Raw genomic sequence first — 25,719 nt, 5'->3', positions numbered from 1 at the left:
ATTGAGGTAAAAGCAAAATTATGAAAGGCCAAGAAACCCGTGGCTTCCAGTCAGAAGTCAAACAGCTTCTGCATTTGATGATCCACTCACTCTATTCAAACAAAGAAATTTTCCTGCGTGAGCTGATTTCCAACGCATCCGACGCGGCCGATAAACTGCGTTTCCGCGCGTTATCAAGCCCTGAGCTGTATGAAGGCGACGGTAATCTGCACGTTCGCATTTCAGCAGATAAAGAAAAACGCACCCTGACTCTGAGCGATAACGGCATCGGGATGACCCGTGACGAAGTTATCGACAATCTGGGGACGATTGCGAAATCAGGCACCAAGGCATTCTTGGAATCTATCGGTTCCGATCAAGCCAAAGACAGCCAACTGATTGGCCAGTTTGGTGTTGGTTTCTATTCTGCTTTCATCGTGGCAGACAAAGTCACCGTTCGCACGCGTTCAGCCGGTGCTAACGCCGATCAGGCGGTATTCTGGGAATCAGAAGGCGAGGGTGATTACACCATCGCTGACATCGAAAAAGTCGAGCGCGGTACTGAGATCACGCTGCATCTGCGCGAAGGTGAAGATGAGTTCCTTGATGATTGGCGTCTGCGCAATATCATCAGCAAATACTCTGACCATATCGCCCTGCCGGTCGAGATCCTGACCACTGAAGGTGAAGACGGCGAGCAGAAGTGGGAAAAAATCAACAAGGCGCAGGCTTTGTGGACGCGTACCAAGTCTGAAGTTACCGACGAAGAGTACAAAGAGTTCTACAAGCACATTGCCCATGACTTTACCGATCCAGTCACTTGGAGCCATAACCGCGTTGAAGGTAAGCAGGAATACACCAGCCTGCTGTACATTCCTGCGCAGGCACCGTGGGATCTGTTCAATCGCGACCATAAGCACGGGCTGAAACTGTATGTGCAGCGCGTATTCATTATGGATGACGCCGAGCAGTTCATGCCGAACTATCTGCGCTTTGTGCGTGGTCTGATCGATTCAAACGATCTGCCATTAAACGTTTCGCGTGAAATTCTGCAAGATAGCCGCGTGACGCAAAGTCTGCGTGCTGCGCTGACTAAACGCGTGTTGCAGATGCTGGATAAACTGGCCAAAGACGATGCTGAGAAATACCAGAAATTCTGGCAGCAGTTTGGTCTGGTGCTGAAAGAAGGCCCAGCCGAAGACGGTAGCAACGCTGAAGCCATTGCTAAGCTGCTGCGCTTTGCATCGACTCACAACGACAGCGCGGTGCAGAACGTTTCTCTGACTGACTACATCAGTCGTATGGTGGAAGGCCAAGAGAAGATTTATTACATCACGGCCGACAGCTATGCGGCGGCGAAGAGCAGCCCACATCTGGAGCTGCTGCGTAAGAAAGGTATCGAAGTGCTGCTGCTTTCCGATCGCATCGACGAATGGATGATGAGCTATCTGACCGAGTTCGATGGTAAGCCATTCCAATCCGTCAGCAAAAAAGATGAGTCTCTGGATAAGCTGGCTGATGAAGAAACCAGCGAACAGAAAGAAGCTGAAAAGGCGCTGGAACCATTTGTTGAGCGCGTGAAAACCCTGCTGGGCGACCGTGTGAAAGACGTACGTCTGACGCATCGTTTGACCGAAACCCCAGCGGTAGTCACTACCGACGCGGATGAAATGACCACGCAGATGGCAAAACTGTTTGCTGCTGCCGGTCAGGATGCGCCTGAAATTAAATATATCTTTGAGCTCAATCCTGACCATGCGCTGGTGAAACGTGCCGCTGATGAGCAAGACGAAGCTCGCTTTGGTGAATGGATTGAACTGCTGCTGGATCAGTCACTGCTGGCTGAACGCGGTAGCTTGGAAGATCCAAACCAGTTCATTAAACGTGTTAACGATTTACTGCTGGCTTAATCGTTGTTAATCAAGTCATAACCTATGCCGCGCCGTGATACGGGGCGGCATTTTTTTATCCTGTCATTGCCGTTTTTTTCTTCAATCCCCCTCTGTTTTTGCGTCGTGCATTGCATTTTTGAACATCAACTTTGATAAAAACAAAACGCTGTTTTATAAAAACGGAGAGGTTGATCGGTAATCTCTTTATATTTTTGCCATTCACCGTCATCAAGTGGCAAAAGCACAAAGGTTTTCAGTCGGTCATAAACCTACTTTAGACCCATAGGAAGAGTTCCCTCTGCTATTTCGTGAGTGACCGAAATCGCGGAGGGGGCTCAGATAAGACACTACGGGGAACGAAAGTGATGACGATGCCATTGCAAAAGACACGCAAAATAGGGCTGATGAACTATTTGGCTTACGGTTCCGGAGATTTTCTCGGTGCAGGCACCACGGCCCTAACAGCGGCCTGGCTTCTCTATTTTTACACCACGTTTTGTGGACTAAGCCCGATTGAAGCCACGTTTATTTTTGCTATGGCGAGAGTGCTTGATGCGGTAGTCAGTCCTTTAATGGGGTTTTTAACCGACAACTTTGGCTCAACGCGTTTGGGTAAGCGCTTTGGCCGCCGTAAATTCTTTATTCTGCTCGGCATTCCTTTGGTGTTCAGCTATAGCCTAATGTGGGTTGGCGAGATGCACTATTGGTACTATCTGCTGACCTACCTTTTCTTTGACGTTGTTTACTCGATGATATTGGTGCCATACGAAACGCTGGTGCCAGAAATGACCGATGACTTTAAACAGAAAACCAAATTTTCCGGCGCTCGAATTGCCTTGGCACAGCTCTCTGCCATATTGGCGGCATTTCTACCGGGCATTCTGTTGGCTTATTTCGGCAAAGATAACGCCATCTCCTTTTTCTACGCCAGCTTAGTGTTCTCCGTTATCTGCGCGGGTGTGTTGACGCTGGTCTATTTCTATACGTGGGAACGACCACGAGAAGAGATGTCTGAAGCTCAACTCAGAGCCGAGCAGGAGAAGCAAAAACTCACCTTGCTACAAAGCCTGAAGCGTTTAAACGTGGAACTGACCTCAACGCTGCGTATTCGTATCTTCCGCCAGCATCTGGGGATGTACCTTGGTGGGTATAGCACAGGACGTCTTTAACGCGGTGTTCACCTACTACGTGGTGTTTGTGCTGATGCAAAGCGCTACCGTCGCGTCTAGTTTGATGGGAACCATGGCCATCATGCAGTTTATTGCGGTTATTGGCATGATCCCTCTGTGTATCCGCTTTGGCCCCGCGCCTTCATATCGCTTGGTGGTGGTGTTGTTCGGCCTTAGCGCCTTGTCTTATGGCGTATTGTATTACGCAGGCATGAATGACGCGATGTCGCTGCTGTTGCTGATTTCCGCGGTGGCAGGGTTGGGGCGCGGTGGTATCAACTATGTGCCGTGGAATACCTACACCTATATTGCTGACGTTGATGAAGTGATCACGGGACAACGCCGTGAAGGCATTTTTGCCGGCATTATGACGCTCACCCGTAAAGCTTCTCAGGCCTGCGCGGTGATGTTAGTCGGGATTGTAATGCAACTTTCCGGTTTTGTTTCGGGCCAAGCACAGCAGGCTTCAACAGTCAGCCATACCATTCTGATGATCCTCAGCGTAGGCACCGTTTGTGTGCTATGCGTCGGTTTTTATATCTCCTTACGCTTCAAGCTCAACCTGCAAACGCACAGCGTGCTGCGCGAAGAAACCATCAAAATGCGCGAGGCAGGGCATATCGTGCCAGAGCAAATCACGCCAGAAGCGAAAGCAACCGTCGAACTGCTGGCCGGTATGCCATACGAATCGTTATGGGGTAACAACAATATTGGCTATCTCAATCGGGATAAACCTGCGCCTAAGGAGTTGCATATATTAAAAAATGCCTAATCCGCACGGCGCAGCGAAATGACACAGTGAAATGAATTTGAATTATTTTCTGAATTAATTAAGGGAGTTCCCATGCTCGTATATCCGGTAAAACACAGCCCATTACTGCGTCAGCCTGAGCGCTTCATCGCTCGCGATGAGCTTAAGGGATTAATCTGTAAGATGACTGACAATCTGATTAATATCAGCGACGAAACCGGAGAGTTCCTGCTGCGCTTGGATGATGGAAGAGTGATTGATACCAAAGGCTGGGCGGGCTGGGAGTGGACGCACGGTATCGGTCTCTACGGCATTTATCAGTATTACCAGCAGACCGGCGATCAAGCGATGCGCGCCATCATTGATGACTGGTTTACCGAGCGCTTTGCTGAGGGGACACCCACCAAAAACGTGAATACGGTGTGTCCGTTTTTGACACTGGCTTATCGCTATGAAGAGACTCAAGATCCGCGCTGGCTGCCTTACTTAGAGCGCTGGGCCGAATGGGTGATGTATGAAATGCCGCGTACCGAACGTGGTGGAATGCAGCACGTCACGCTGGCAGAAGAGAATCATCAACAGCTCTGGGATGACACCCTGATGATGAGCGTGTTGCCGTTGGCAAAAATTGGCAAGCTGCTGAACAAGCCTGAATATATTGAAGAAGCAAAATATCAGTTTTTGGTGCATACCCAGCATCTGATGGAGCGTGAAACCGGTCTGTGGTTCCACGGTTGGACGTTTGAAGGCCACCACAACTTTGCCAAAGCGCGTTGGGCGAGAGGGAACAGCTGGTTGACGATGGTGATCCCTGAATTTATCGATCTGCTGGATCTCCCTGAATATGATGCCACGCGACGTTTCTTGATTCAGGTACTGGAAAGCCAGGTTTCAGCATTGGCGAAATGTCAGGATGACAGCGGTTTGTGGCACACCTTACTCGACGATCCTGATTCCTACGTTGAGTCGTCTGCCACCGCCGGATTTGCCTACGGCATTCTCAAAGCGGTGCGCAAACGCTACATCAGCGCAGACTATGCGCACACGGCAGAAAAAGCGGTGAAAGGCGTGATCAAGCATATTAATGCCGAGGGTGAATTGACCAATGTGTCGTTTGGCACGGCGATGGGGCGAGACTACGATTATTATCGCCAGATCCCACTGACCTCAATGCCGTATGGTCAGGCGATGGCTATTTTGTGTCTGTCAGAATATATGCGCGTTTATCTATAACGTTCATTGCTGAGAATCAGGCCAAAAACGGGCGCAGGTGAGAGAAAAATCATCTGCGCCCGTTTTATTATGTGAGTTTCACGTTTCAGCAGCGGCCCGATTCCTTGAGGTAGCGGTCACAAAAATGGTAAGGTTTAGTGTTTTTGAATTTTATAAAAAATAATTTAAGAGGATTTACGCGATGCGTATCATTCTGCTTGGCGCTCCTGGCGCGGGTAAAGGCACTCAGGCACAGTTCATCATGGAGAAATACGGCATTCCGCAAATCTCTACGGGTGACATGCTGCGTGCAGCAGTGAAAGCCGGTACCGAACTGGGCAAAAAAGCAAAAGAAATCATGGATGCCGGCATGCTGGTAACTGATGAACTGGTTATCGCTTTGGTTAAAGAACGCATCACTCAGGAAGATTGCCGCAACGGTTTCCTGCTAGATGGTTTCCCACGCACCATTCCTCAAGCTGATGCCATGAAAGAAGCAGGCATCAACGTTGATTTCGTACTGGAATTTGATGTTCCTGACGAACTGATCGTTGAACGTATTATTGGCCGTCGTGTTCATCAGGGTTCTGGCCGTGTTTACCACATTAAATTCAACCCACCTAAGGTTGAAGGTAAAGACGACGTGACCGGCGAAGAACTGGTTACCCGTAAGGACGATCAAGAAGAAACTGTACGTAAGCGCTTGGTTGAATATCATCAGCAGACTGCTCCGCTGATCGGTTACTACAGCGCAGAAGCTGCGAACGGCAAGACTAAGTACGTCAAATTAGACGGCACCCAGTCTGTTGCAGCGGTTCGTGCTGAGCTGGAAACTATCCTAGGCTAAGAAATAAGAACGATTTTAGGCGAGTTTGGCCTAGAGCGATAAAAGGCGGCTAATAAATAGCCGCCTTTTCTATATCTCCGAGTGATGGGGTTGACCAATCAGAGTAATGGGTTGGGATTTGCAGCATTTTGGTTACAATATCAAAACTTTCAATCTATCAAGATAATGCAAAACCGAGGGCAGCATGAGGCAAGAAAAGTTCGGCGTACTGTTAGTTAATCTGGGCACGCCAGAGGCTCCAACCTCGTCAGCGGTTAAACGATACCTCGCTGAGTTTCTCAGCGATAAACGCGTGGTTGATGTTTCTCGCCTGATCTGGTGGCCGGTTTTAAACGGCATCATTTTACCGATCCGCTCTCCTCGAGTGGCTAAACTGTATCAATCAGTCTGGATGGATGAAGGCTCGCCGCTGATGGTGTATAGCCGCCGCCAGCAGGCCGCTTTGCAGGCGCGTTTGCCAAATATTCCGGTTGAATTGGGTATGAGCTATGGTCAGCCTGCGCTGAAAAGCGCAATTGATAAACTGCATGACGCCGGTGTCGATCGCATTATTCTGCTGCCGCTTTATCCGCAATATTCCTGTTCGACAAATGCGGCGGTATTTGATGCGGTCGCCCGACATTTTGCTCAGATGCGCCGTATCCCCTCGTTGAACTTTATCCGTGATTACGCGGAACATCCTGCTTATATTGCGGCGCTGGCTCAGACGATTAAAACCAGCTTTGCCCAGCATGGCGCACCGGACATGCTGCTGTTTTCATTCCACGGAATTCCACAGCGTTATGCCGATCAGGGCGATGATTATCCGCAGCGTTGCCGTGCGACCACGCGCGCAGTGGCCGATGCCTTAGGGCTTAGCGCTGAGCGTTACATGATGACCTACCAGTCGCGATTTGGCCGTGAACAATGGTTAACTCCGTTTACGGACAAAACGATTGAGCAGCTTCCAGCTAAAGGCGTGAAGCATCTTCAGGTTATCTGCCCAGGATTTTCCGCCGATTGTCTGGAAACGCTTGAAGAGATCAAAGTGCAAAACAAAGAGTTCTTTATAGAAGCGGGGGGAACGCAGTTTGAATATATTCCTGCGCTCAACGATGACGCTTTGCATATCGAACTGTTTTATCAACTGGTGATGGAACAGATGACGCGCCCTGCGTGATCGCCGTTGGCTAAAGTTAATCGTCAGAGTCTTGGGCTCTGACGATTAAGCAAGTGATGTGTTAGAATTCTCGGCTTCCCGTTAATAACAACGCTCCATAACTGCTGACAACACTGATGAAATTCCCTGGCCAACGCAAATCTAAACACTACTTTCCTGTAAACGCGCGCGATCCGTTGTTGCATGCAACGCAAAAAAGCGAGATTGATACCTCCTACGTGGTCGGCATCGACCAAACGCTGGTGGATATTGAGGCGAAAGTCAGCGACGAATTTATTACCCGTTACCGTCTGAGTCAGGGACATTCTCTGGTGATTGAAGACGATGTTGCGGAAGCGCTGTATCAAGAGTTGAAAGATAACGAACTGATCACCCATGAGTTTGCCGGTGGCACTATCGGCAACACCATGCACAACTACTCCGTTTTGGCTGACGATCGCTCCATTTTACTGGGCGTGATGTGCAGCAACGTGAAAATTGGCAGCTATGCCTATCGTTATCTATGTAATACCTCCAGCCGTACCGATCTCAACTATCTGCAAGGCGTTGATGGCGCGATTGGTCGTTGTTTCACCTTAATTAGTGAGAACGGCGAACGTACCTTTGCTATCAGCCCAGGAATGATGAATCAGCTGCGTCCTGAAAGCATTCCGGAAGAGGTTATCGCTGGCGCTTCTGCACTGGTGTTGACGGCCTATTTGGTGCGCTGCAAACCGGGCGAGCCGATGCGCGATGCCACGATGAAAGCCATTGAATACGCGAAAAAGCACAATGTACCAGTGGTGTTGACGCTGGGGACTAAGTTTGTGATTGCTGACGATCCGCAGTGGTGGCGTGATTTCCTGCGCGATAACGTCACAGTTGTGGCGATGAATGAAGAAGAAGCAGAAGCCTTAACTGGATTAAGCGATCCGCTTGCAGCATCAGATAAAGCGTTGGAGTGGGTCGATCTGGTTCTGTGTACCGCGGGGCCGATTGGCTTATATATGGCGGGTTATACTGAAGAAGAAGGTAAACGTAAGACTCAGCATCCATTGCTGCCGGGCGTTATTCCCGAATTTAACCTGTATGAATTCAGCCGTCCGATGCGCAAAAGCGCCTGTGAAAACCCGTTCAAAATCTACTCGCATATTGCGCCATACATGGGCGGCCCTGAGAAGATCATGAATACCAACGGGGCTGGCGACGGTGCACTTGCCGCCTTGCTGCATGACGTGGCTGCCAACGGCTTCCACCGTACCAACGTGCCAAACTCCAGCAAACATCAGCGAACTTACCTGACGTATTCTTCGCTGGCACAGGTCTGTAAATACGCGAACCGCGTGAGTTATCAGGTGCTTAACCAGCATTCACCACGTCTAACGCGCGGCCTGCCGGAACGAGAAGATAGTTTGGAAGAGTCGTACTGGGAGAGGTAAGTGGGGCCAAAGACCCCCATAAAGCCCTACAAAGACCCCACCCTAACCCTCCCCTTCTCAGGGGAGGGAACTGTTCGGTGATGCTGAGAAGATCCTCGTTCAGCCCCACCCCTGCAAAGGGGGGCTGGGTGGGAGTCAGCTCCCCCCTTTGCAGGGTAGTAAACTGTTCGGAGATGTTTGTAAAACTCTCGATCGGCTCCTCCCCCTGCGAAGGGGGAGGTTGGGAGGGGGTCAGTTCCCCTTCACAGGGGAGGATGAGAAGGGATTAAATCGGACACTCCTGCATCTTATCCGCATCCGTCATCTTATCGACCTGTAGCAACTCCAGCATACTGTTCGCAATTTCGCGTTCACCCATCACCACCTGATTGGCGCCACGGTCTGAAATGTAGGCCACTTCATCGTCGTAGTGCGCACGGGCAATAATATCCAGCGTATCGCGTTTAGTTCGGGCGAAGGCCACAATCTCACCGGCTTCATAACCGTTTGGAATGGTGAGCAGCAGCCAGCGCGCGCAGTCAATTCTCGCCAACTCCATAATTTCAGGATTAGCCGCATTCCCTAGCACGGCATGAATACCTTGCTCACGCAGCGCTTCAACGCGTGGGCGTGAGTTCTCGATAACCACCAAAGGAACGCCGGCATCGTGTAACTTAGCCCCAATCAGGCTGCCTACGCGCCCGTACCCAACCAACAGCACGTGGTTGCATAGGTCAACGGGGATCTGCTTCTCTTCTTCCTCTGTGACCTCTTGCAGGCTCTGGTCTTCGATAGTCTCGGTTTTAGCGAGATAGCGCTCTAACAGCGTAAAGAGCAGCGGGTTGATCATGATGGAGAGGATCGCACCCGCCAGCACCAAATTCCGTCCTTCTGGCGACAGCATATTTAACGAGATGCCTAATCCCGCCAAAATAAAGGCGAACTCACCGATCTGCGCCAAGCTTACTGAAACGGTCAGGGCGGTACGCTTGGAGTGACCAAACATTTTTACTAAGAAGAATGCGGCAAGGGATTTACCAAAGACGATAATCGCCAAGCAGCCTAACACCGCCAGCGGCTGTTCAACCAGAATCATTGGGTCAAACAGCATGCCCACGGAAACAAAGAACAGAACCGCAAAAGCATCGCGCAGCGGAAGCGTATCGTGAGCCGCTCGATGGCTAAGCTCAGATTCGTTCAGAACCATCCCGGCAAAGAACGCGCCCAGCGCAAAGGAAACGTCGAAGATCGCCACGGCGCCATATGCCACGCCCATCGCCAGCGCTAAAACGGAGAGCGTGAATAGTTCGCGTGAACCGGTACTGGCGGTTTTCGCTAAAATCCACGGCACCAAACGGCGACCTACCACAATCATAATGGTGATAAAGGCCACGACTTTACCTAGCGTGATCCCCAGCTCGATCAACAAGTCTTTGAGCTGCATATCTTGGCCTTCGCCCATAATTCCGGCAAAAGCAGGCAGCAAAACCAGCGTAAGCACCATGGCCAGATCTTCAACGATCAGCCAGCCAATGGCGATTTGGCCGCGTTGGCTGTCAATCAACTGCCGCTCTTCCAGAGCGCGCAGCAACACCACGGTACTCGCGGTGGATAAACATAGGCCAAACACTAAACCGGTGACTAAATCCCAACCCAACAACGACGAAAGCCCCATACCCAACAGCGTCGCTACGGCAATTTGTGCAATAGCGCCGGGTATGGCGATGTTTTTAACCGCCATCAAATCTTTTAGAGAGAAATGCAAACCAACGCCGAACATCAGCAGAATAACGCCAATTTCGGCCAGTTCAGGGGCAAGCGAGGTGTCTGCCACAAAACCGGGGGTGAATGGACCAGCAAGCACGCCTGCAACGAGATAGCCCACCAATGGGGATATTCGCAGACGATTTGCCAGCATACCTAAAAGAAAGGCGAGAACTAAGCCTCCAACGATTGTCGTAATAAGCGGGGTTGAGTGATGCATCTAGACTCCTTCTAGCACTGCACGAACAGCTAAATAATTAATACCCTTCTTAACTTGAAGCAGCGCTGGATAGCTCGCCGCAACTTCAATTAATGTGTGTATAAATCCGGCATTTTCCACTCTTTTATTGCAATCAATGTGTATTGGTTGAGTGAAACTCACAGGTATCTGTAATAAGTTTATTGTATTTATCGGAATTCTGCTGAGTTAATTTTGGGAAATAGGTCTGAATTTAGAAAAAAAACGCGCCAACGGCGGTAAAGAGAGGTTTTGTGATACAACAGCATGCAGCACGCGGCTTTGAGGAAAAGCAAACCCGACCAATCCTACAGGATAAGTCGGGTTATTAAGTCTAATTAGCGTCTTTATGTTCTATATTTGGCAATAATGCCGTCAAGATGCCGAGTAATGGTAGGAATGCGCAGATCTGATAAACCAAGTCAATGCTGGTTAAATCGGCAACATAGCCTAAAACTGCGGCACCTAAGCCACCCATACCAAAGGCAAAACCAAAGAAGAGGCCAGATACCATCCCAACTTTGCCAGGGATCAACTCTTGCGCGTACACCAAGATAGCTGAAAACGCTGAGGCCAGAATCACACCGATGATCACGGTTAAAACCCCAGTCCAGTAAAGAGATGCATAGGGTAAAGCCAGCGTAAACGGTGCGACACCCAGAATAGAGCCCCAAATAACATATTTACGCCCTATCTTATCGCCCAGAGGCCCGCCAATAATGGTTCCGGCAGCAACGGCAAACAGGAAGGCAAACAAATGTATCTGTGCGCTTTGCAGTGAAACGCCGAACTTATGGATGAGATAAAAGGTGTAATAGCTGCTAATGCTGGTGAGATAGAAGTATTTTGAGAAAATCAGCACCAGCAGTATGGATAAGGAAATCACCACGGTACGGCGTGGGAGCACTTTCACATTGTTGTGGCCTTTAGGTTTGCCTTTGCTTTGTCGAGTTTGCTGCTGATACCACTTGCTGACCTGAAGCAAAACAATGATAGCCAGTAGTGCCGCCAAAGAAAACCACGCAATATTCCCCTGGCCATAAGGTGCAATGACCGCTGCTGCTAGCAAGGGGCCGAGCGAGCTGCCAAAGTTACCGCCCACCTGAAACACCGACTGCGCGAGGCCATGGCGTCCGCCAGAAGCCATACGCGCGACACGAGAGGACTCAGGATGGAAAATAGACGATCCCGTACCCACCAATGCGGCGGCGATCAGCACAATTTCAAAACTAGGCGCAACGGAAAGCAGTAAAAGCCCTGCTAAGGTGAATCCCATGCCGACTGGCAGAGAGTAGGGTTTCGGATGTTTATCAGTGTACATACCGATCAACGGTTGCAGCATAGAGGCCGTCAGTTGATAGGTCAGAGTGATAAGGCCTACCTGTGCAAAATTCAGTGAAAACTCACCGCGCAGAATAGGGTAGATCGCCAGAATCAGCGATTGGATCATATCGTTTAGCAAATGGGACACGCTGATAGCGCCCAGTATGGAAAACGAGGTGCGATTGACGGGCTTTTGTGTCACGGAGTCGGACACCGGATCGATGCGGTCAGTCATAGTCTGTTTTTATGATTTCGTCAGTTAAGGAGCTATTTATGCAGGCAGATAAATAGGGATAGACATCACGCTAACAATGACAAAGTTTATCATTCTTGGTCAACCGTTGTTTTTGCCTTCATATGGACTATTTACCGGTTATTGAGGCAAAACGGACTGCGTAATTTGAAATGGCTCGCAAAAAAATGAAAAGATCTCCTTATCTTGCCGTTAGAATTTTAGACTTGGTATCAAGCACAGTGATTTGAATTTGATAATCATAATAATGAGAAAGTCTTTGGGATGATGAATATGACGACACGGAGAATCCGTATGAAATTGGCTTTGAAAGGCAGCGTATGTGCGTTAGCGGTCACTTTGGCACTGGTGCCAACCTGGGCGGCAGCGTGGGAAAAAGATAAAACCTATAACATCACCATTCTGCATACTAACGATCATCACGGCCATTTTTGGCAGAACGCTAACGGTGAATATGGTCTTGCGGCGCAAAAGACGCTGGTGGATCAGATTCGCCATGAAGTGGCTGTGCAGGGCGGTAGCGTTTTATTGCTTTCCGGCGGTGACATTAATACCGGTGTTCCTGAATCTGATTTACAGGATGCCGAGCCTGATTTCCGTGGCATGAACCTCGTGGGTTACGACGCGATGGCTATTGGTAATCATGAATTCGATAACCCACTGTCGGTCCTGCGCCAGCAGGAGAAATGGGCCACGTTCCCGCTACTTTCCGCCAATATTTATCAGCAAGGCACGGAAAAGCGCCTGTTTAAGCCGTATGAGATTTTCGATAAGCAAGATATCAAAATTGCGGTAATCGGCTTAACCACTGACGATACGGCCAAAATTGGTAATCCTGAGCTGCTGAAAGGTATCGAGTTCCGCGATCCCGCAGTCGAAGCAAAAACGCTGATTCAGCAGATCAAACAAAACGAAAAGCCAGATGTCATTATTGCCGCCACCCATATGGGGCATTATGACAACGGCAACCACGGTTCGAACGCGCCGGGCGACGTTGAAATGGCGAGAAAATTACCAGCCGGGTATCTTGATATGATCGTCGGCGGTCATTCACAGGATCCCGTGTGTATGGCATCCGAGAACAAAAAACAGGTTGATTATGTTCCGGGAACGCCGTGCGCGCCCGATCGCCAAAATGGAACGTGGATCGTACAGGCTCATGAGTGGGGGAAATACGTTGGACGCGCTGATTTCACCTTCCGTAACGGCGAGCTGACTTTGCAACACTACCAGCTGATTCCCGTCAATCTGAGCCAGAAAGTCACTAAAGACGATGGCACGACGGAACGCGCTTACTACACCCACAAAATTGACGAAAACCCGCAGATGCTCAAACTGCTAACGCCATTTGAAGAGAAGGGTAAAGCGCAGTTAGAGGTTAAGGTTGGCAGCGTTGATGGCAAGTTGATGGGCGATCGTAGCAAAGTTCGCTTCGAACAAACCAATATGGCGCGTTTACTGCTTGCCGCTCAGATGGAGCGCACGCAGGCGGATTTAGCCGTGATGAGCGGCGGCGGCGTGCGAGATTCAATTGAGCCGGGCGATATCACCTACAAAGATGTGCTGAAGGTACAGCCTTTTGGCAATTTGGTGGCCTACGTCGAGATGAATGGCCACGACCTTGAAAAATATCTGGCGGTAGTTGCCAATAAAAAAGTCGACTCCGGCGCGTATGCGCAGTTTGCTAACGTGAGCCTGGTTGCCGACGGACAAGGCGTCAGCGATGTAAAAATTAAAGGCGAGCCTTTGCAGGCAGACAAAACGTATCGTTTAGCTTTGCTGAGTTTTAACGCCACCGGCGGCGATGATTATCCCATTGTGAGCGATCGACCAAGCTATGTGAACACGGGGTTTGTCGATGCTGAAGTGTTAAAACAGTACATCGAAAAACACTCTCCGCTTAAAGTCGCAGACTATGAGCCGAAGGGTGAGATTGTTTATAAATCGGCGAATTAATCTGTACAAACTACACTGATTCAGAGGGCAGATTCTGCCCTCTGAGCGGTGCAAACATCGTCCTCATCTAAACTTCCACCAGTCTAGCCGTCTAGATGAGAAAATTATTATTTGAAAATAGTTCTTGATAAGCAAGGGTGGGTGTGAGTAAATAGCGTCATCGGTTTGAAACACAGACCTTATGAACGCAGTTTTAGTAAAGCAGTCCTCAGTTCAAGCGCTATCCGCATAGATACCTCTTCTTCTTGTGAGTCTTCTCCTAAGTGCTAAGTAAGAACTTTTCAATAAGTAACTCTTTGAAGACGACCACCTTCGCTGCACGATTTATTTGAATCATGGCGGCACACAAAACAAATAAAGGAAGTATCTATGTCTAATAAAATGACTGGTTTAGTAAAATGGTTTGACGCTGGTAAAGGTTTTGGTTTTATCTCTCCTGAAGATGGCAGCAAAGATGTATTCGTACATTTCTCTGCAATCCAGAGCAACGATTTCAAAACTCTTGATGAAGGCCAAAAAGTTGAGTTCTCTATCGAGAACGGCGCTAAAGGTCCATCAGCAGTAAACGTTGTTGCGCTGTAATAGCCAACAGCCATCGCAGTAACCTCTGAGTTACCGCGAACCAAAAACCCGCCTTGTGCGGGTTTTTGCGTTTCTGAGGGTTGTCATCTTCTGTTTTTCAGCACTTTTACTCTAGTTATCAAATATCTATTCTCATTTGTGGCGCAAATGTTATCGCTGTCACGGTCAGATGAAATAAGAGTGATTAAGATGCCAAAAAAGGAGGAAACACACTGATGAAGAAAATTGTTTTAGCGACGTTAGTTGGTTTATTAGTTTCTGGTTACGGCATGGCTGCCGACGATCACTATCTTAAATATGAACAAGCCCCCGACAGCTTAAAGCTGCTACCACCGCCGCCGTCTTACACCAGCATTGATTTCTTGAGCGATAAAGCTCATTACGATGAAGGTAAAGCGCTGCGCAGCACCGAGCGTGGTAAACAGGCTTATGATGATGCCGATGTGTCTAAAGATAGCTTGGCGAGAAATTTCTCCACCGCTTTTGGCATCCCAATTTCTAAAGAAAAAACCCCTGAAACGTTCACGCTGATTACAACGATGAAAGAAGATGCGGGTGAATACGCAACGCGTTCTGCGAAGCAGCACTATAACCGTGTGCGTCCTTTTGCTTTCTATAAGGAAGCAACCTGTCGCCCAGAAGATGAAAAAGAGCTCTCCACCAACGGTTCATATCCTTCGGGCCATACCACGATCGGCTGGTCAGTGGCGCTGGTGCTAGCGGAAGTGAATCCTGCAAGACAGAATGAAATTCTCAAGCGTGGCTATGAGCTTGGGCAAAGCCGTGTGATCTGCGGTTATCACTGGCAGAGCGACGTCAATGCTGCGCGTGTAGTTGGAAGCGCGGTTGTTGCCACTCTGCATAATAATCCAGCGTTTGAAACTCAGTTGGCGAAGGCCAAGGCTGAAGTGCAAAAACTAAATACTCAAAACTAATCCTGCCTTAAATATTTAACGAGTCTTGCCGCATGCGGGGCTCGTTAATCTCGCTTGGCAATTTCCGCAAAGCTGCCGCTGGTCATACGGCTAAGATCCTGAGCTGCAAGTTCGATATCCAGACCGCGCTTTCCGCCTGAAATAAAGATCGTAGCAAACTCTTGAGCGCCGCTGTCGATCACGGTAGGCAAGCGTTTCTTTTGCCCAAGTGGGCTAATGCCGCCGACCAGATAGCCTGTTACGCGCTGAGCGATCTGAGGATCGGCCATGTCAGCTTTTTTAGCCGATAACGCTTTGGCGACTTTTTTTAAATCCAGCATTGAGGCAACCGGTGTAACCGCCACGGCTAAATTCTTGCTATCACCGTTGAGCGAAACGAGCAGGGTTTTGTAGACTTGTTCGGCGTTCAAACCCAATTTACGGACGACTTCATCGCCGAAATTAGTTTCGTCGCTATCGTGGTGATACTGATGGAGGGTAAAAGGAACCTTGTTTTTTTCAAGAAGAAGAACTGCGGGAGTCATTTTCTAAGCCTCTACGATGACGAATCACGCAATGATAGCGCTGTTATTTCGCTGAGTCAGTTTCGGAGAGTTATTTATTCGTGCGTTATATGCATACGCGAGACACCATCTGGCGAATAACCATTGCCAGAATCACTGCTGGATTGTTAATCTATGTGTGAAACTGTAAGAGTAAACGCCATGTTTGCGCTTACAGCATAACGATAATAATGAAATTCCTCTTTGACTGGCCAATAGAAATATTGGCCATTTTTTTCGCCTAATGAATCACATACGGTGCCAGCAGCTCGGGCAGGTTTCCTTCACTGTAAAGATGCAATGCCCCTACCGCCACCACATAATTTCCTGCCGGTAGGGCGAGCAACATTTTTTGCCATTTGTGATTTCGTTCGCCCATCAGAATCTGATAAAGATCGTCACTAAAGGTCGCGGGTAGCTCTGTCGTTGCTCTAGATTCCGTGGGTGAAATCCACCAGCCGATCAGCATTTGCAGCAGGCGTGCGTTGGTATGCCAGTGCGCCAAGGTGTCTTTTAACAGGACGATCCCGTTATCGGGCAGCGCATACAGCAGCGCCATCTGAGTATCGGCGCCTTCCAACTCAATAGTTTTTAGCGACGTTTGCTGGGCAAAACGCAGCATTTGATAGTCGATACCATATTCAGAGCGCAAACCGAGCTGATGTGCCTGCTGTGCCTGTAGGGTCAACGCCGTACGCCACGCCGGATAATGTTGAATCGCGTTAGCAGGAATGCCGGTTTCCTGACAGCGCTGTAAAACTTGCTGCCAAAGCTCAGGTGAAAGCTGTGACTCCAAAGCCTCAGCAACTTCAGCAGTATCAAATGCGGGCGATGCTTGGGTTATGTCTGCTTCAACAATCAGTGCATCCGCGCGTTTAAGGCATTGAATTAATGCCGCAGGCAGGGGCGACATGTTTTCAGTGCCCATATGAATACTTCCCACCAGATGCAGATGAATGCCGCCTTGCAGATGAATATCAAGCGCGGGATAGGCATAGGTGGTCGTCGGAATAATTCCCAACCAGAGAGCGAGTTTTCGCAGCCATTGAGTCATAAGTCACCTTTGCCTTTTTTTCTATGCTACGTGCAGTGTGGAGGTAAAGGCAAAAAAAAGCACCGAAACGTCGGTGCTTTTTGTGTCTTTCAGTGTCTATTTAGATTTCATTTAGCCTGTGATTTGGGTTTAAACCGCAACAGACGGTTAGCGTTACTCACCACGGTAATGGATGACAGCGCCATAGCTGCTCCGGCAACCACTGGGCTAAGCAGGGCGCCGGTTAACGGATACAACACGCCGGCAGCAATCGGAATACCCAGCGAGTTGTAGACGAACGCGCCTAACAGGTTTTGCTTCATATTGCGCAACGTGGCACAGGAAAGTTCCACCGCGTCAGCCACACCATTCAGGCTATGGCGCATCAGCGTAATCGCCGCGGTTTCAATGGCGATATCACTGCCACCGCCCATCGCAATACCCACATCAGCCTGAGCTAAAGCAGGGGCGTCGTTGATACCATCGCCAACCATCGCGACTTTATGTCCTTTAGCCTGTAACGCTTTGATCGCATCGGCTTTACCTTCGGGGAGCACGCCCGCGATAACCTGATCGATACCCGCTTCTTTAGCAATTGCATTCGCCGTGAGTGGGTTATCACCGGTTAGCATCACCAGCTGATAGCCTAAACCATGCAGGCGTTGCAGTGCTTCCACGCTGTCGCTTCGTAGCGGGTCACGAATAGAAAGCAATGCGGCAGGTTTCCCGTCTGCGGATAACAGTACCGGCGTTATCCCGCGTTCGGCCTGCTGTTTAAGCAGGGATTTAGCCTCTGAAGTATCAACCTGTTGCTGCTCCATGAGCGCGTCGTTCCCCAACAGCAACGAATGTCCATCAACGTCACCGCTGACGCCAAGACCACGTAACGTGCGGAACTGGGTAACTTCAGGGATAACCAAACGATCGGCTCGTTCTGTGATTGCGCGTGCCAATGGATGGTTTGAACCCGCTTCTAAGGCCGCAGACCACTGCAGCGCCTGCGCTTCGCTAACGCCGTTAAAGGTGTGAATTTCAACCACTTTTGGCTGGCCTTCAGTCAATGTACCGGTTTTATCGAATACCAACGTATCGAGTTCACTGGCGCGTTGTAATGCGTCGGCATCACGTACCAATACACCCAGCTCAGCGGCTCGCCCAACACCGGCGATGATCGACATTGGCGTTGCTAAACCTAAGGCGCATGGGCAGGCAATAATCAGTACCGTGGTCGCCACCACCAATGTATAAACTATTTGCGGCTGTGGGCCGAAGAAATACCAGATCAGGCCGCTAAACACCGCAATCCCAACGACGGTAGGGACAAAAACTGCGGAAATGCGGTCAGCCATTTGCCCAATTTCAGGCTTGCTGCTCTGTGCTTGGCGCACCAATTTAATGATGCGCGCCAGCGTTGTTTGACTGCCGATGGCACCCGCACGGAACAGAACGCTACCATCTTGCACGACGGTACCCGCATGCACCGGATCGCCTGAGGATTTCTGCTGTGGAATCGGTTCGCCGGTTAGCATGGCCTCATCCATCCATACTTCGCCGGAAATAATCTCACCATCAACCGGAACCCGATCGCCGGTGGTTAAGCGTAACGTCATACCAAGCTTAACCTCGGACAGCGGTAACGTTGTCTCTCCCTCTTCGGTGACCACGCGAGCGGTCGGCGGGGTTAAATCCAACAGACGCTCAAGTGCTTTGGAAGAACGTTGGCGTGCTCTGGCCTCCATGGCGTGCCCGAGGTTGATCAAACCAATAATCATCGCACTGGCTTCGTAGTAAAGATGACGTGCTTCCATCGGGAACACATCTGGCCACAGCGTTACCGTAATGGAGTAGAGCCACGCGGCACCGGTGCCTAATGCGACCAAAGTGTCCATCGTGGCACTACGATTCATCAGGCTACGCCACGCGCTGCGATAAAAATGCCCACCGGCAAATACCATCACGGCAAGGGTCACCAGACCAACGATCAGCCAGTTATTCTGGTTACTCGCCGTGAGCTCCATCGTTCCACCGAATAGCCCCCATGCCATCAGCGGTACACCCAGCCCTAAGCCCAAAGCGGCCTGCCAGCGGAATTTTTTCACCGATTTTTCCGCTGATTCCTGCTGGCGTGCACGACGTTTCTCTTCATCTTGGATGATTTCAGCACCGTAACCGGCTTTTTCAACGGCGTGTATTAAGGCATCAGGATCGCTATGCCCGGTGACCAATGCGCTACGTTCGGCAAGGTTTACGCGGGCTTGTTGAACACCGGGGACGCTCTGCAAAGCATTCTGCACTTTCAGTACACAGCTCGCGCAGCTCATGCCGTCGAGCAACAGCTGAACGCTATCGTCATTGTCAGAAGCGTTTGGAGTTGCTGTCGCCGGAGACGTTGTTTCAGCCGCTGCCAGAGTTTCCGGCGCTTGTGGTGCTGTCGAGTTTGCTGTTGCAGACTGTGTCAGCGGCTCAGTTTTTGGGTAGCTTTCTCCACTTGCCAATGAAGCCTCATAGCCAGCGGCTATAACGGCATTAATCAGCGTGGTTGGATCGGCGGAACCATAGACTTTGGCGTCGGTTAATGAAACTTCAACCGCGTCAACGCCAGCAACGGCCTCCAGCGCTTTGGTGACGCTGGCGGTGCAATGGCTGCAGCTTAGGCCGCTTAGCGCCAGCTCTACGTCAGGCACTCCCGCAACCGTGGCATGGTAGCCCGCTTGCTCTACGGTTGAGATAATCGCCTGAGCATCGGCATCACCGGTGACTTTGGCATAGCGTGGATTATTCAGCTGGGCCAGTTCAATATCAGAGCGAGCCTCCAGCGCGGTTTTGACTTTTTTCGCACAGTTCATGCAGGACAAGCCTTGCAGCGCGAACAGTTGAGTTTGTGACATAATAAAATCCTCTCGAGTATTGCCCAATGAACACGTGGTGTTGATGGGCGAATCACATGGTATTCTTCACTTGGACTAAGCTTAAACCTTCCTGCAAGGGTAAGGTCAAGAGGGGAGGCAGAATGAATATCAGTGAGGTTGCCAAGAAAACCGGACTCACCAGTAAAACCATCCGTTTTTACGAAGAAAAAGGGCTGATGACTGCGCCAAATCGCGCTGATAACGGCTATCGGTTCTACGGTGAAAAACATATTGAAGAGCTCACGTTGCTGCGTCAGGCGCGGCAGGTGGGCTTTACGCTGGACGAATGCCGTGAGCTGGTCGGGCTTTTTCATGATAAAAGCCGCCATAGCGCCGACGTTAAGCGACGTACGTTAGAGAAAGTCGCTGAGTTGGAACGACATATTGAAGAATTGCAGCAGATGCGCCACCGGTTGATGGCGTTAGCCGATGAGTGCCCCGGCGATGAAAGTGCGGATTGCCCGATCATTAATAATCTGGCGGGGTGCTGCCACGGGCATACGGCTTAAGTGGTTTATCCCCCGGCAAACCTCTGCGCGGGGGATTGGGCGATTTAAATACTTTTCACCACTAACGTAATACCTTCTACGTCGATAACTTCAACGACGGCACCGATCGGTAATTCCTGCGAACAGGTGACTCGCCAACTGCTGTCGCCGATACGGATGCGTCCATTGCCGTTGACGATCGGCGCTTCAAGCGTGGCACGCGCACCAATAAGCTGGCGGCTACGTTGATTAAGCAGGTCATCGTTATTTCTTGATACCGGCTGGCTGCGTCTCAACCAGCGCCACCAAAGTAGCGCGGTGGCGACGGTGATGATAGCAAACAGCGTTGCCTGCCATTCCCAGCCAAACGGAAGTACCCACGTCAGCAGGCCAACCAGCAGCGCTGAAATGCCGCACCACAGCAGGTATCCGCCAGCGCCTAATAACTCCGCAGCTAATAGCACACCGCCCAGCGACAGCCAAAAACCATGCGGATTTTGGGCAATGTAATCAATCATTATGATTTGCCTTTAACGGGTCCTGTTTCTTTCAGCAATTCAGCGATACCGCCGATGGAGCCCATCAGGTTGCTGGCTTCCAGCGGCATCATGATCACTTTGCTGTTAGTGGCAGAACCGATTTTTTGCAGCGCGTCAGTATATTTTTGTGCCACGAAGTAGTTAATCGCCTGAATGTTCCCTGCGGCAATCGCTTCTGACACCATTTTGGTGGCCTGAGCTTCAGCTTCCGCGGCACGTTCGCGCGCTTCTGCCTGCAAGAATGCAGACTGACGTTCACCTTCGGCTTTCAGGATCTGAGACTGCTTTTCACCTTCGGCACGCAAAATAGCTGCCTGACGCACACCTTCCGCTTCGAGAATGTCTGCACGTTTGGTTCGCTCGGCCTTCATTTGGGCGTTCATGGAAGCAACCAGTTCGACCGGCGGACGCACGTCGCGGATTTCGATACGCGTGACTTTTACGCCCCAAGGATTAGTGGCTTCGTCAACGATATGCAGCAAACGGCCATTGATGTGGTCACGTTGTGACAGCATTTCATCCAGTTCCATCGAGCCCAGAACGGTACGGAAATTGGTCATGGTTAAATTGACAATGGCACGTTCTAAATTGCTCACCTCATAGGCGGCGCGGGCTGGGTCGATAACCTGAATAAAGCAAACGGCATCGATGGTGACGTTGGCGTTATCCTTTGAAATGATTTCTTGGGCAGGGATGTCTAACACCTGTTCCATCATGTTGATCTTACGACCGACGCGATCCATGAATGGAATGATTAAATTCAGGCCAGGCATTAATGTTTTGGTGTAGCGGCCAAAGCGTTCAACGGTCCACTGAAAGCCTTGCGGCACGATTTTAATCCCTGACCATACGATGACCAACGCAACAACCACTAAGACGGGAATAACGGTAAACATCGACAACCTCCTGTTAGCGAACGGCCTCATACCGCACGATTGATATTAGTTTAACCAATCGTGCGTAAGACTGACATGATTAACAGGAATAAATCATTTTAGATTAACGAAGAATAAGACATCTCAGGTTTATTCATCAAATCCGGTTAATTCAAAGACCCCAAGATGGCCGTGACCGTCTAAATTAACGGTGTGAGTTTGTGGGCGAGGCGTGACTAGAACGGCGCTGTCGTAGCGGTTTAGCGTAATTGATTCACCGCCGCCAATCGGCGTCAGTGAAATTTCGCCGTCGTGGCAGAATAAAATAATGGTGCTAGCGTGGCAGCGCAGTGGCGGCATATTCGGGCTGGTGGTGACCCACTGAAGGCGTGCGCCATAATAGCGTGGATCATAAATCAAATTTAGATCGCGTACTTTGCCATTGAGCAGCGTGCTGCTCACGCGACTGTCGCCGGAAAAGCGCTGGATGCCACAGGTCAAAATCGGTGGTTCAATACGTCCATCGATTTTCAGCTGCAAGCCATCGCCTTCCAAAATGGAAAGGATGCGCTGATATCCCGTATAGCTGGAGAAATCACCGTCAGAGGAAACTTCTGCCATGGATAAACGCCAGCGGAAATCGCGCCCGCTTGGGGAATCCACTCGCATGATCTCCTGCGTAACGCCTTGTCCATTTTTCCAAGGCATAGCCTGATAATCAGCCCATCGTATGATCTGCCATTGATTCATGAGGTGAAATGTCCTTTTAAACGATGTCGAGTTCCGGGAAACAGCAATTTTGCAAAGGTAACATTATGATGTTTAGACCAAGTTCGACGTTCGATCAATAGGCAAGGCTCATTAGCCTGAATGTGAAGCCATTGGCTTTCTTCTGCCGAAGGCAGCAGGGCTTCAACAATATGTTCCCCTTCGGTGAGTGGTGCCACGCGCGAAAGGTAGTCGTGCGGCGTGATTTTGAGAAAGTCCTGCTGTAGGTAATCAGGCGCAACGATAGGATTCACATAGCGATTTTCAATCTGCACCGGCGTGTCATTTTCGTAATGCACGATGATGGAGTGAAATATTGGCGCGCCCACGCTGAGATTTAAGGCTGCGGCCTGTTCGCTATTGGCCTGCACTTTATCCAGCAAGATAATTTTGCAGTGATGGCGGTGATTGCGTGCCAGAATTTCGTCACGAATGCTGTGAACTTCAAACAGCGCAGATTGCCCTTTAGGTTCAGCAACAAAAGTGCCAACGCCCTGCATGCGCACCAGTAATCCTTGATGAGTTAACTCTCGCAACGCCCGATTAATGGTCATTCGGCTGAATCCCAGATGCGCGACTAGCTCGGCCTCTGAGGGGATGCGATAATTTGGCGGCCAAGCTCCGTTACTGATGTTATCGGTAATCATTTTTTTGACCTGCTCATACAGCGGCGCAGGCGTTGATAGCGGTGATAAATCAGCGGGAAGAGTCATGGATAACATTCCTTATGGGCAATCGCCGATGTTCCATTGATGTAGAATTTGCCATGCAATGCGTGCCGCCGTGCGGGCACCGAATTGCTGAATATCCAAAGAGGGATTGTATTCCACCAGATCCGTTCCCCACAATGACGGACTTTCACATATCGTACCCACTAACGGTAAAAGTCGTTCAATTGGCAATCCCACGGCGGCGGGCGCTGAGACGCCGGGCATTTGCCATGCGGGAAGTACGTCCAGATCGATCGTCAGATAGACGATCTCACACTTCTCCATAAATGCGCCGATCTGGCGATGCAGATCGTCGAGCGATCGCGTAAGCGCGTCGGTATCCCATACGATCTCAACGTTCAAGCGCTCGGCCTCGGTGACCAACGCCTGCGTGTTCGCCGCGAGGCTGGCGCCAACGCAGAGATAATGAAACGGTCGCTGGTTTTGCTCGCAGTAATGAGCGAGCTGGCGAAACGGCGTGCCCGATGTCGCCACGTCGTTGCGGCGCAGATCCAAATGAGCGTCAAAATTAATAATGCCGACGGTTTTGTCGGGATGCGCCTGATATATCCCTAAACCGTGAGCGAAGGCGGTTTCATGTCCGCCGCCAAAGACTAAGGTTCTCACCCCTTGCTGGTGGTATTGCGTGACTTTCTGGCTAAAGAGCGCCTGTGCTTCTTCTAATGGGGTATCGCCAACGCGTAACGTGCCGCCGTCGGTGACGCGGTCATGTCCTGCATGCGCAGCAAGATTAGCCAGCATTTTGCGCAGCGCATCGGGCGCTGCGGCAGCACCGGTGCGGCCATGATTGCGTTTAACGCCTTCATCACAGGCAAAACCGAGCAACACGATAGGGCGAAGCTCATTGTGTTGCCCAATGGTCTGAAATAAGCGTAACGCTTCAGGAGATTCCGCTAGATCGTTACGTCCTTGCCAAACGTCATTAGCGGTGGGCTGCCAGTGGCTCATTGCATTTCCTCATTTTCGCTCTGTTTTAGAGTCGCCTGACCCTGATAAATCCGCTGATACAGTGGATTTCGCCCCAGCTCATAAATTACTTCAACCGGTTTTTCTGCCTCCCACACCGCGAAATTAGCCTGAAAACCGGCGGCAAGCTGTCCGTGGGTGTGCTGGCGGTTTAACGCCTGAGCCGCATGTCGAGTCACGCCTAGCCATGCTTCTTCCGGCGTAAGGCCAAATTGCACGCAGGCCATATTCATCGCGAGGCGCAAAGACGCAAAAGGGCTGGTTCCGGGATTGAAATCGCTGGCTACCGCCATAGGAACGCGATATTCACGTAATAAATCCACCGGAGGGCGTTTGGTTTCGCGTAAAAAATAGAAGGCACCGGGCAACAGAACCGCCACGGTTTGGCTGTGCGCTAAGGCTTGAATACCGGCCTCATCCAGATGCTCAATATGGTCGGTCGACAGCCCGTGATAGCGGGCCACCAGCTCGCTGCCGCCAAGATTAGAAAGCTGTTCCATATGCCCACGCACAGGGATTCCGAGCTGCTTAGCGGCCGTGAACAGCTTTTCGCTTTGCGCGAGTGAGAAACCTACGCTTTCGCAAAATACATCGACCGATTCAAACAGTTTTTTCTCCCACAGCTGCGGTAGGATTTCCTCACAAATCAGGTCGATATAGTGGTCTGAGCGGCCATGATATTCCGGCGGCGTGGTATGTGCTGAAAGCAGCGTTGGGCTAACGTCGATGGCATTTTGCCGAGCCAGCTGCTGGGCAACGCGTAGCTGTTTTTCTTCATTGATAAGATCCAGACCGTAACCAGATTTCATTTCTACCGTGGTTACGCCCTCGTCCATTAAAGCCTGTAAACGCTGTTGGCTGATGCTGAGCAACGTATCCGGTGAGGCATCGCGCGTGGCGCGCACGGTTGAATTGATTCCGCCGCCTTTCTGGCTGATTTCGGTGTATGACACGCCGTTCAGGCGCTGTTCCCATTCGTAGGCACGATCGCCACCGAAGACTAAATGCGTATGACAGTCGATAAGACCAGGAGTTACGAGCCGATTCTGGAGATCGATCTGCTGGGGATGCTGCGCGGGAAGCTCATCCTCTGGGATCACCGCTATAATATGCTTATCGCGCACCACCAGTGCATGACGATCGAGAAGACCATAAGGCGCGTTGCTTTGTGCGCTCATGGTGGCTAAGCGTCCGTTGCGCCAAATAACGTCGGACTCCAATAAATTCATAGCATCCCCAAACCTGTATAGAGTTGTATATACATTTATTTTCGAAAGGCCGATGTGTGTCAAACGTTTTTGATGAAAATGTTATTTAATTGTGACTTCAAATGCGATGTGCGACTGAGGTGCGGCGTATTTGGCGTCGCGGGGGCAAATCTGCGACAATGCGACGCAGCTTTTTTATGGTA

The 25,719-nt window shown here is 50.3% G+C and carries 20 protein-coding genes and 1 pseudogene; 10 read left to right on the top strand and 11 right to left on the bottom strand.

What is annotated here, in order from left to right; translation table 11 throughout:
- Positions 1 to 20 precede the first annotated feature (20 nt).
- The 6 genes and pseudogenes from htpG (at position 21) to U0008_RS15830 (ending at position 8,427) form a co-directional block, all read left to right on the top strand.
- A complete protein-coding gene (gene htpG / locus U0008_RS15855) occupies positions 21 to 1,889 on the top strand; it encodes a molecular chaperone HtpG (RefSeq protein WP_025799923.1) in 1,869 nt (622 codons plus the stop codon).
- 347 nt (positions 1,890 to 2,236) lie between these two features.
- Positions 2,237 to 3,812 (top strand): annotated as a pseudogene (locus U0008_RS15850) (MFS transporter).
- Positions 3,813 to 3,884: 72 nt separating this feature from the next.
- Positions 3,885 to 5,024 carry a beta-galactosidase BglB gene (gene bglB, locus U0008_RS15845; RefSeq protein WP_025799919.1) on the top strand — a complete coding sequence of 380 codons (1,140 nt, stop codon included), beginning with the start codon at positions 3,885 to 3,887 and terminating at the stop codon, positions 5,022 to 5,024.
- Between the two features lie 181 nt (positions 5,025 to 5,205).
- A complete protein-coding gene (gene adk / locus U0008_RS15840) occupies positions 5,206 to 5,850 on the top strand; it encodes an adenylate kinase (RefSeq protein ID WP_025799917.1) in 645 nt (214 codons plus the stop codon).
- Positions 5,851 to 6,034: 184 nt separating this feature from the next.
- Entirely contained in the window at positions 6,035 to 7,009 is a 975-nt protein-coding gene (gene hemH / locus U0008_RS15835) for a ferrochelatase (RefSeq protein ID WP_043494972.1), read from the top strand.
- A gap of 116 nt (positions 7,010 to 7,125) precedes the next feature.
- Positions 7,126 to 8,427 carry an inosine/guanosine kinase gene (locus U0008_RS15830; protein ID WP_043494968.1) on the top strand — a complete coding sequence of 434 codons (1,302 nt, stop codon included), beginning with the start codon at positions 7,126 to 7,128 and terminating at the stop codon, positions 8,425 to 8,427.
- A 265-nt stretch (positions 8,428 to 8,692) separates the two neighbouring features.
- On the opposite strand, the gene ybaL is transcribed toward U0008_RS15830, so the two are convergent.
- Together ybaL and U0008_RS15820 are read right to left on the bottom strand one after the other, a co-directional pair.
- Entirely contained in the window at positions 8,693 to 10,390 is a 1,698-nt protein-coding gene (ybaL, locus tag U0008_RS15825; protein WP_025799911.1) for a YbaL family putative K(+) efflux transporter, read from the bottom strand.
- Positions 10,391 to 10,742: 352 nt separating this feature from the next.
- Entirely contained in the window at positions 10,743 to 11,966 is a 1,224-nt protein-coding gene (locus U0008_RS15820) for an MFS transporter (RefSeq protein ID WP_043494963.1), read from the bottom strand.
- Between the two features lie 312 nt (positions 11,967 to 12,278).
- Here U0008_RS15820 and ushA point away from each other — a divergent pair, with 312 nt between their 5' ends.
- From ushA to U0008_RS15805, 3 genes are all read left to right on the top strand, one after another.
- Complete coding sequence (gene ushA, locus U0008_RS15815; protein WP_043494961.1) at positions 12,279 to 13,940, top strand: bifunctional UDP-sugar hydrolase/5'-nucleotidase UshA; 1,662 nt, start codon at positions 12,279 to 12,281, stop codon at positions 13,938 to 13,940.
- A gap of 369 nt (positions 13,941 to 14,309) precedes the next feature.
- Positions 14,310 to 14,522, top strand: a complete 213-nt coding sequence (gene cspE, locus U0008_RS15810) for a transcription antiterminator/RNA stability regulator CspE (protein ID WP_004091792.1) — start codon at positions 14,310 to 14,312, stop codon at positions 14,520 to 14,522.
- Positions 14,523 to 14,737: 215 nt separating this feature from the next.
- Positions 14,738 to 15,457, top strand: a complete 720-nt coding sequence (locus U0008_RS15805) for an acid phosphatase (protein ID WP_043494959.1) — start codon at positions 14,738 to 14,740, stop codon at positions 15,455 to 15,457.
- A 44-nt stretch (positions 15,458 to 15,501) separates the two neighbouring features.
- Here U0008_RS15805 and ybaK read toward each other — a convergent pair whose 3' ends face one another.
- The 3 genes from ybaK to copA form a co-directional block, all read right to left on the bottom strand.
- Complete coding sequence (ybaK, locus tag U0008_RS15800; RefSeq protein WP_025799902.1) at positions 15,502 to 15,981, bottom strand: Cys-tRNA(Pro)/Cys-tRNA(Cys) deacylase YbaK; 480 nt, start codon at positions 15,979 to 15,981, stop codon at positions 15,502 to 15,504.
- 259 nt (positions 15,982 to 16,240) lie between these two features.
- Positions 16,241 to 17,053, bottom strand: a complete 813-nt coding sequence (locus U0008_RS15795; protein ID WP_043494958.1) for a TraB/GumN family protein — start codon at positions 17,051 to 17,053, stop codon at positions 16,241 to 16,243.
- 107 nt (positions 17,054 to 17,160) lie between these two features.
- Positions 17,161 to 19,920, bottom strand: a complete 2,760-nt coding sequence (copA, locus tag U0008_RS15790; protein ID WP_043494956.1) for a copper-exporting P-type ATPase CopA — start codon at positions 19,918 to 19,920, stop codon at positions 17,161 to 17,163.
- 122 nt (positions 19,921 to 20,042) lie between these two features.
- Between copA and cueR the strand changes: the two genes are divergently transcribed.
- Positions 20,043 to 20,450 carry a Cu(I)-responsive transcriptional regulator gene (gene cueR, locus U0008_RS15785; RefSeq protein WP_043494954.1) on the top strand — a complete coding sequence of 136 codons (408 nt, stop codon included), beginning with the start codon at positions 20,043 to 20,045 and terminating at the stop codon, positions 20,448 to 20,450.
- Positions 20,451 to 20,494: 44 nt separating this feature from the next.
- On the opposite strand, the gene U0008_RS15780 is transcribed toward cueR, so the two are convergent.
- From U0008_RS15780 to hutI, 6 genes are all read right to left on the bottom strand, one after another.
- On the bottom strand, positions 20,495 to 20,947 hold the full coding sequence (locus tag U0008_RS15780; protein ID WP_043494953.1) for an NfeD family protein: 453 nt from the start codon (positions 20,945 to 20,947) through the stop codon (positions 20,495 to 20,497).
- Positions 20,947 to 21,864: an SPFH domain-containing protein gene (locus tag U0008_RS15775; protein ID WP_025799893.1), complete on the bottom strand. Its 918-nt coding sequence runs from the start codon at positions 21,862 to 21,864 to the stop codon at positions 20,947 to 20,949. The genes U0008_RS15780 and U0008_RS15775 overlap by 1 nt, the downstream gene beginning before the upstream one ends.
- Positions 21,865 to 21,993: 129 nt before the next feature.
- Complete coding sequence (locus U0008_RS15770; RefSeq protein ID WP_043494951.1) at positions 21,994 to 22,593, bottom strand: HutD/Ves family protein; 600 nt, start codon at positions 22,591 to 22,593, stop codon at positions 21,994 to 21,996.
- The gene (gene hutC / locus U0008_RS15765) at positions 22,590 to 23,324 is read right to left on the bottom strand and encodes a histidine utilization transcriptional repressor HutC (protein WP_025799889.1); all 735 of its coding nucleotides are present in this window, start codon (positions 23,322 to 23,324) and stop codon (positions 22,590 to 22,592) included. The genes U0008_RS15770 and hutC overlap by 4 nt, the downstream gene beginning before the upstream one ends.
- Before the next feature lie 12 nt (positions 23,325 to 23,336).
- Positions 23,337 to 24,290 (bottom strand): formimidoylglutamase, encoded by a 954-nt coding sequence (gene hutG / locus U0008_RS15760; protein ID WP_043494949.1) that lies wholly within the window; start codon positions 24,288 to 24,290, stop codon positions 23,337 to 23,339.
- Positions 24,287 to 25,537, bottom strand: coding sequence for an imidazolonepropionase (gene hutI, locus U0008_RS15755; protein ID WP_043494948.1), 1,251 nt, complete (start codon positions 25,535 to 25,537; stop codon positions 24,287 to 24,289). The genes hutG and hutI overlap by 4 nt, the downstream gene beginning before the upstream one ends.
- Between the last annotated feature and the right edge of the window lie 182 nt (positions 25,538 to 25,719).

Origin of the sequence: Hafnia alvei, from assembly GCF_034424155.1 — a bacterium.
GTDB classification, from domain to species: domain Bacteria; phylum Pseudomonadota; class Gammaproteobacteria; order Enterobacterales; family Enterobacteriaceae; genus Hafnia; species Hafnia alvei.
Note: the sequence above shows the minus strand (reverse complement) of the source record. Positions and strands in the feature narration are given on the sequence as shown.

Bases quoted from the DNA above. Each gene is read 5' to 3' on its own strand.
- htpG (WP_025799923.1), top strand. From the start codon at position 21: ATGAAAGGCCAAGAAACCCGTGGCTTCCAGTCAGAAGTCAAACAGCTT.
- copA (WP_043494956.1), bottom strand. From the start codon at position 19,920: ATGTCACAAACTCAACTGTTCGCGCTGCAAGGCTTGTCCTGCATGAAC.
- ybaL (WP_025799911.1), bottom strand. From the start codon at position 10,390: ATGCATCACTCAACCCCGCTTATTACGACAATCGTTGGAGGCTTAGTT.
- cueR (WP_043494954.1), top strand. From the start codon at position 20,043: ATGAATATCAGTGAGGTTGCCAAGAAAACCGGACTCACCAGTAAAACC.
- hemH (WP_043494972.1), top strand. From the start codon at position 6,035: ATGAGGCAAGAAAAGTTCGGCGTACTGTTAGTTAATCTGGGCACGCCA.
- U0008_RS15830 (WP_043494968.1), top strand. From the start codon at position 7,126: ATGAAATTCCCTGGCCAACGCAAATCTAAACACTACTTTCCTGTAAAC.
- hutC (WP_025799889.1), bottom strand. From the start codon at position 23,324: ATGACTCTTCCCGCTGATTTATCACCGCTATCAACGCCTGCGCCGCTG.
- hutI (WP_043494948.1), bottom strand. From the start codon at position 25,537: ATGAATTTATTGGAGTCCGACGTTATTTGGCGCAACGGACGCTTAGCC.
- hutG (WP_043494949.1), bottom strand. From the start codon at position 24,290: ATGAGCCACTGGCAGCCCACCGCTAATGACGTTTGGCAAGGACGTAAC.
- U0008_RS15780 (WP_043494953.1), bottom strand. From the start codon at position 20,947: ATGATTGATTACATTGCCCAAAATCCGCATGGTTTTTGGCTGTCGCTG.
- ushA (WP_043494961.1), top strand. From the start codon at position 12,279: ATGAAATTGGCTTTGAAAGGCAGCGTATGTGCGTTAGCGGTCACTTTG.
- U0008_RS15795 (WP_043494958.1), bottom strand. From the start codon at position 17,053: ATGACTCAATGGCTGCGAAAACTCGCTCTCTGGTTGGGAATTATTCCG.
- U0008_RS15820 (WP_043494963.1), bottom strand. From the start codon at position 11,966: ATGACTGACCGCATCGATCCGGTGTCCGACTCCGTGACACAAAAGCCC.
- ybaK (WP_025799902.1), bottom strand. From the start codon at position 15,981: ATGACTCCCGCAGTTCTTCTTCTTGAAAAAAACAAGGTTCCTTTTACC.
- U0008_RS15775 (WP_025799893.1), bottom strand. From the start codon at position 21,864: ATGTTTACCGTTATTCCCGTCTTAGTGGTTGTTGCGTTGGTCATCGTA.
- cspE (WP_004091792.1), top strand. From the start codon at position 14,310: ATGTCTAATAAAATGACTGGTTTAGTAAAATGGTTTGACGCTGGTAAA.
- U0008_RS15770 (WP_043494951.1), bottom strand. From the start codon at position 22,593: ATGAATCAATGGCAGATCATACGATGGGCTGATTATCAGGCTATGCCT.
- U0008_RS15805 (WP_043494959.1), top strand. From the start codon at position 14,738: ATGAAGAAAATTGTTTTAGCGACGTTAGTTGGTTTATTAGTTTCTGGT.
- bglB (WP_025799919.1), top strand. From the start codon at position 3,885: ATGCTCGTATATCCGGTAAAACACAGCCCATTACTGCGTCAGCCTGAG.
- adk (WP_025799917.1), top strand. From the start codon at position 5,206: ATGCGTATCATTCTGCTTGGCGCTCCTGGCGCGGGTAAAGGCACTCAG.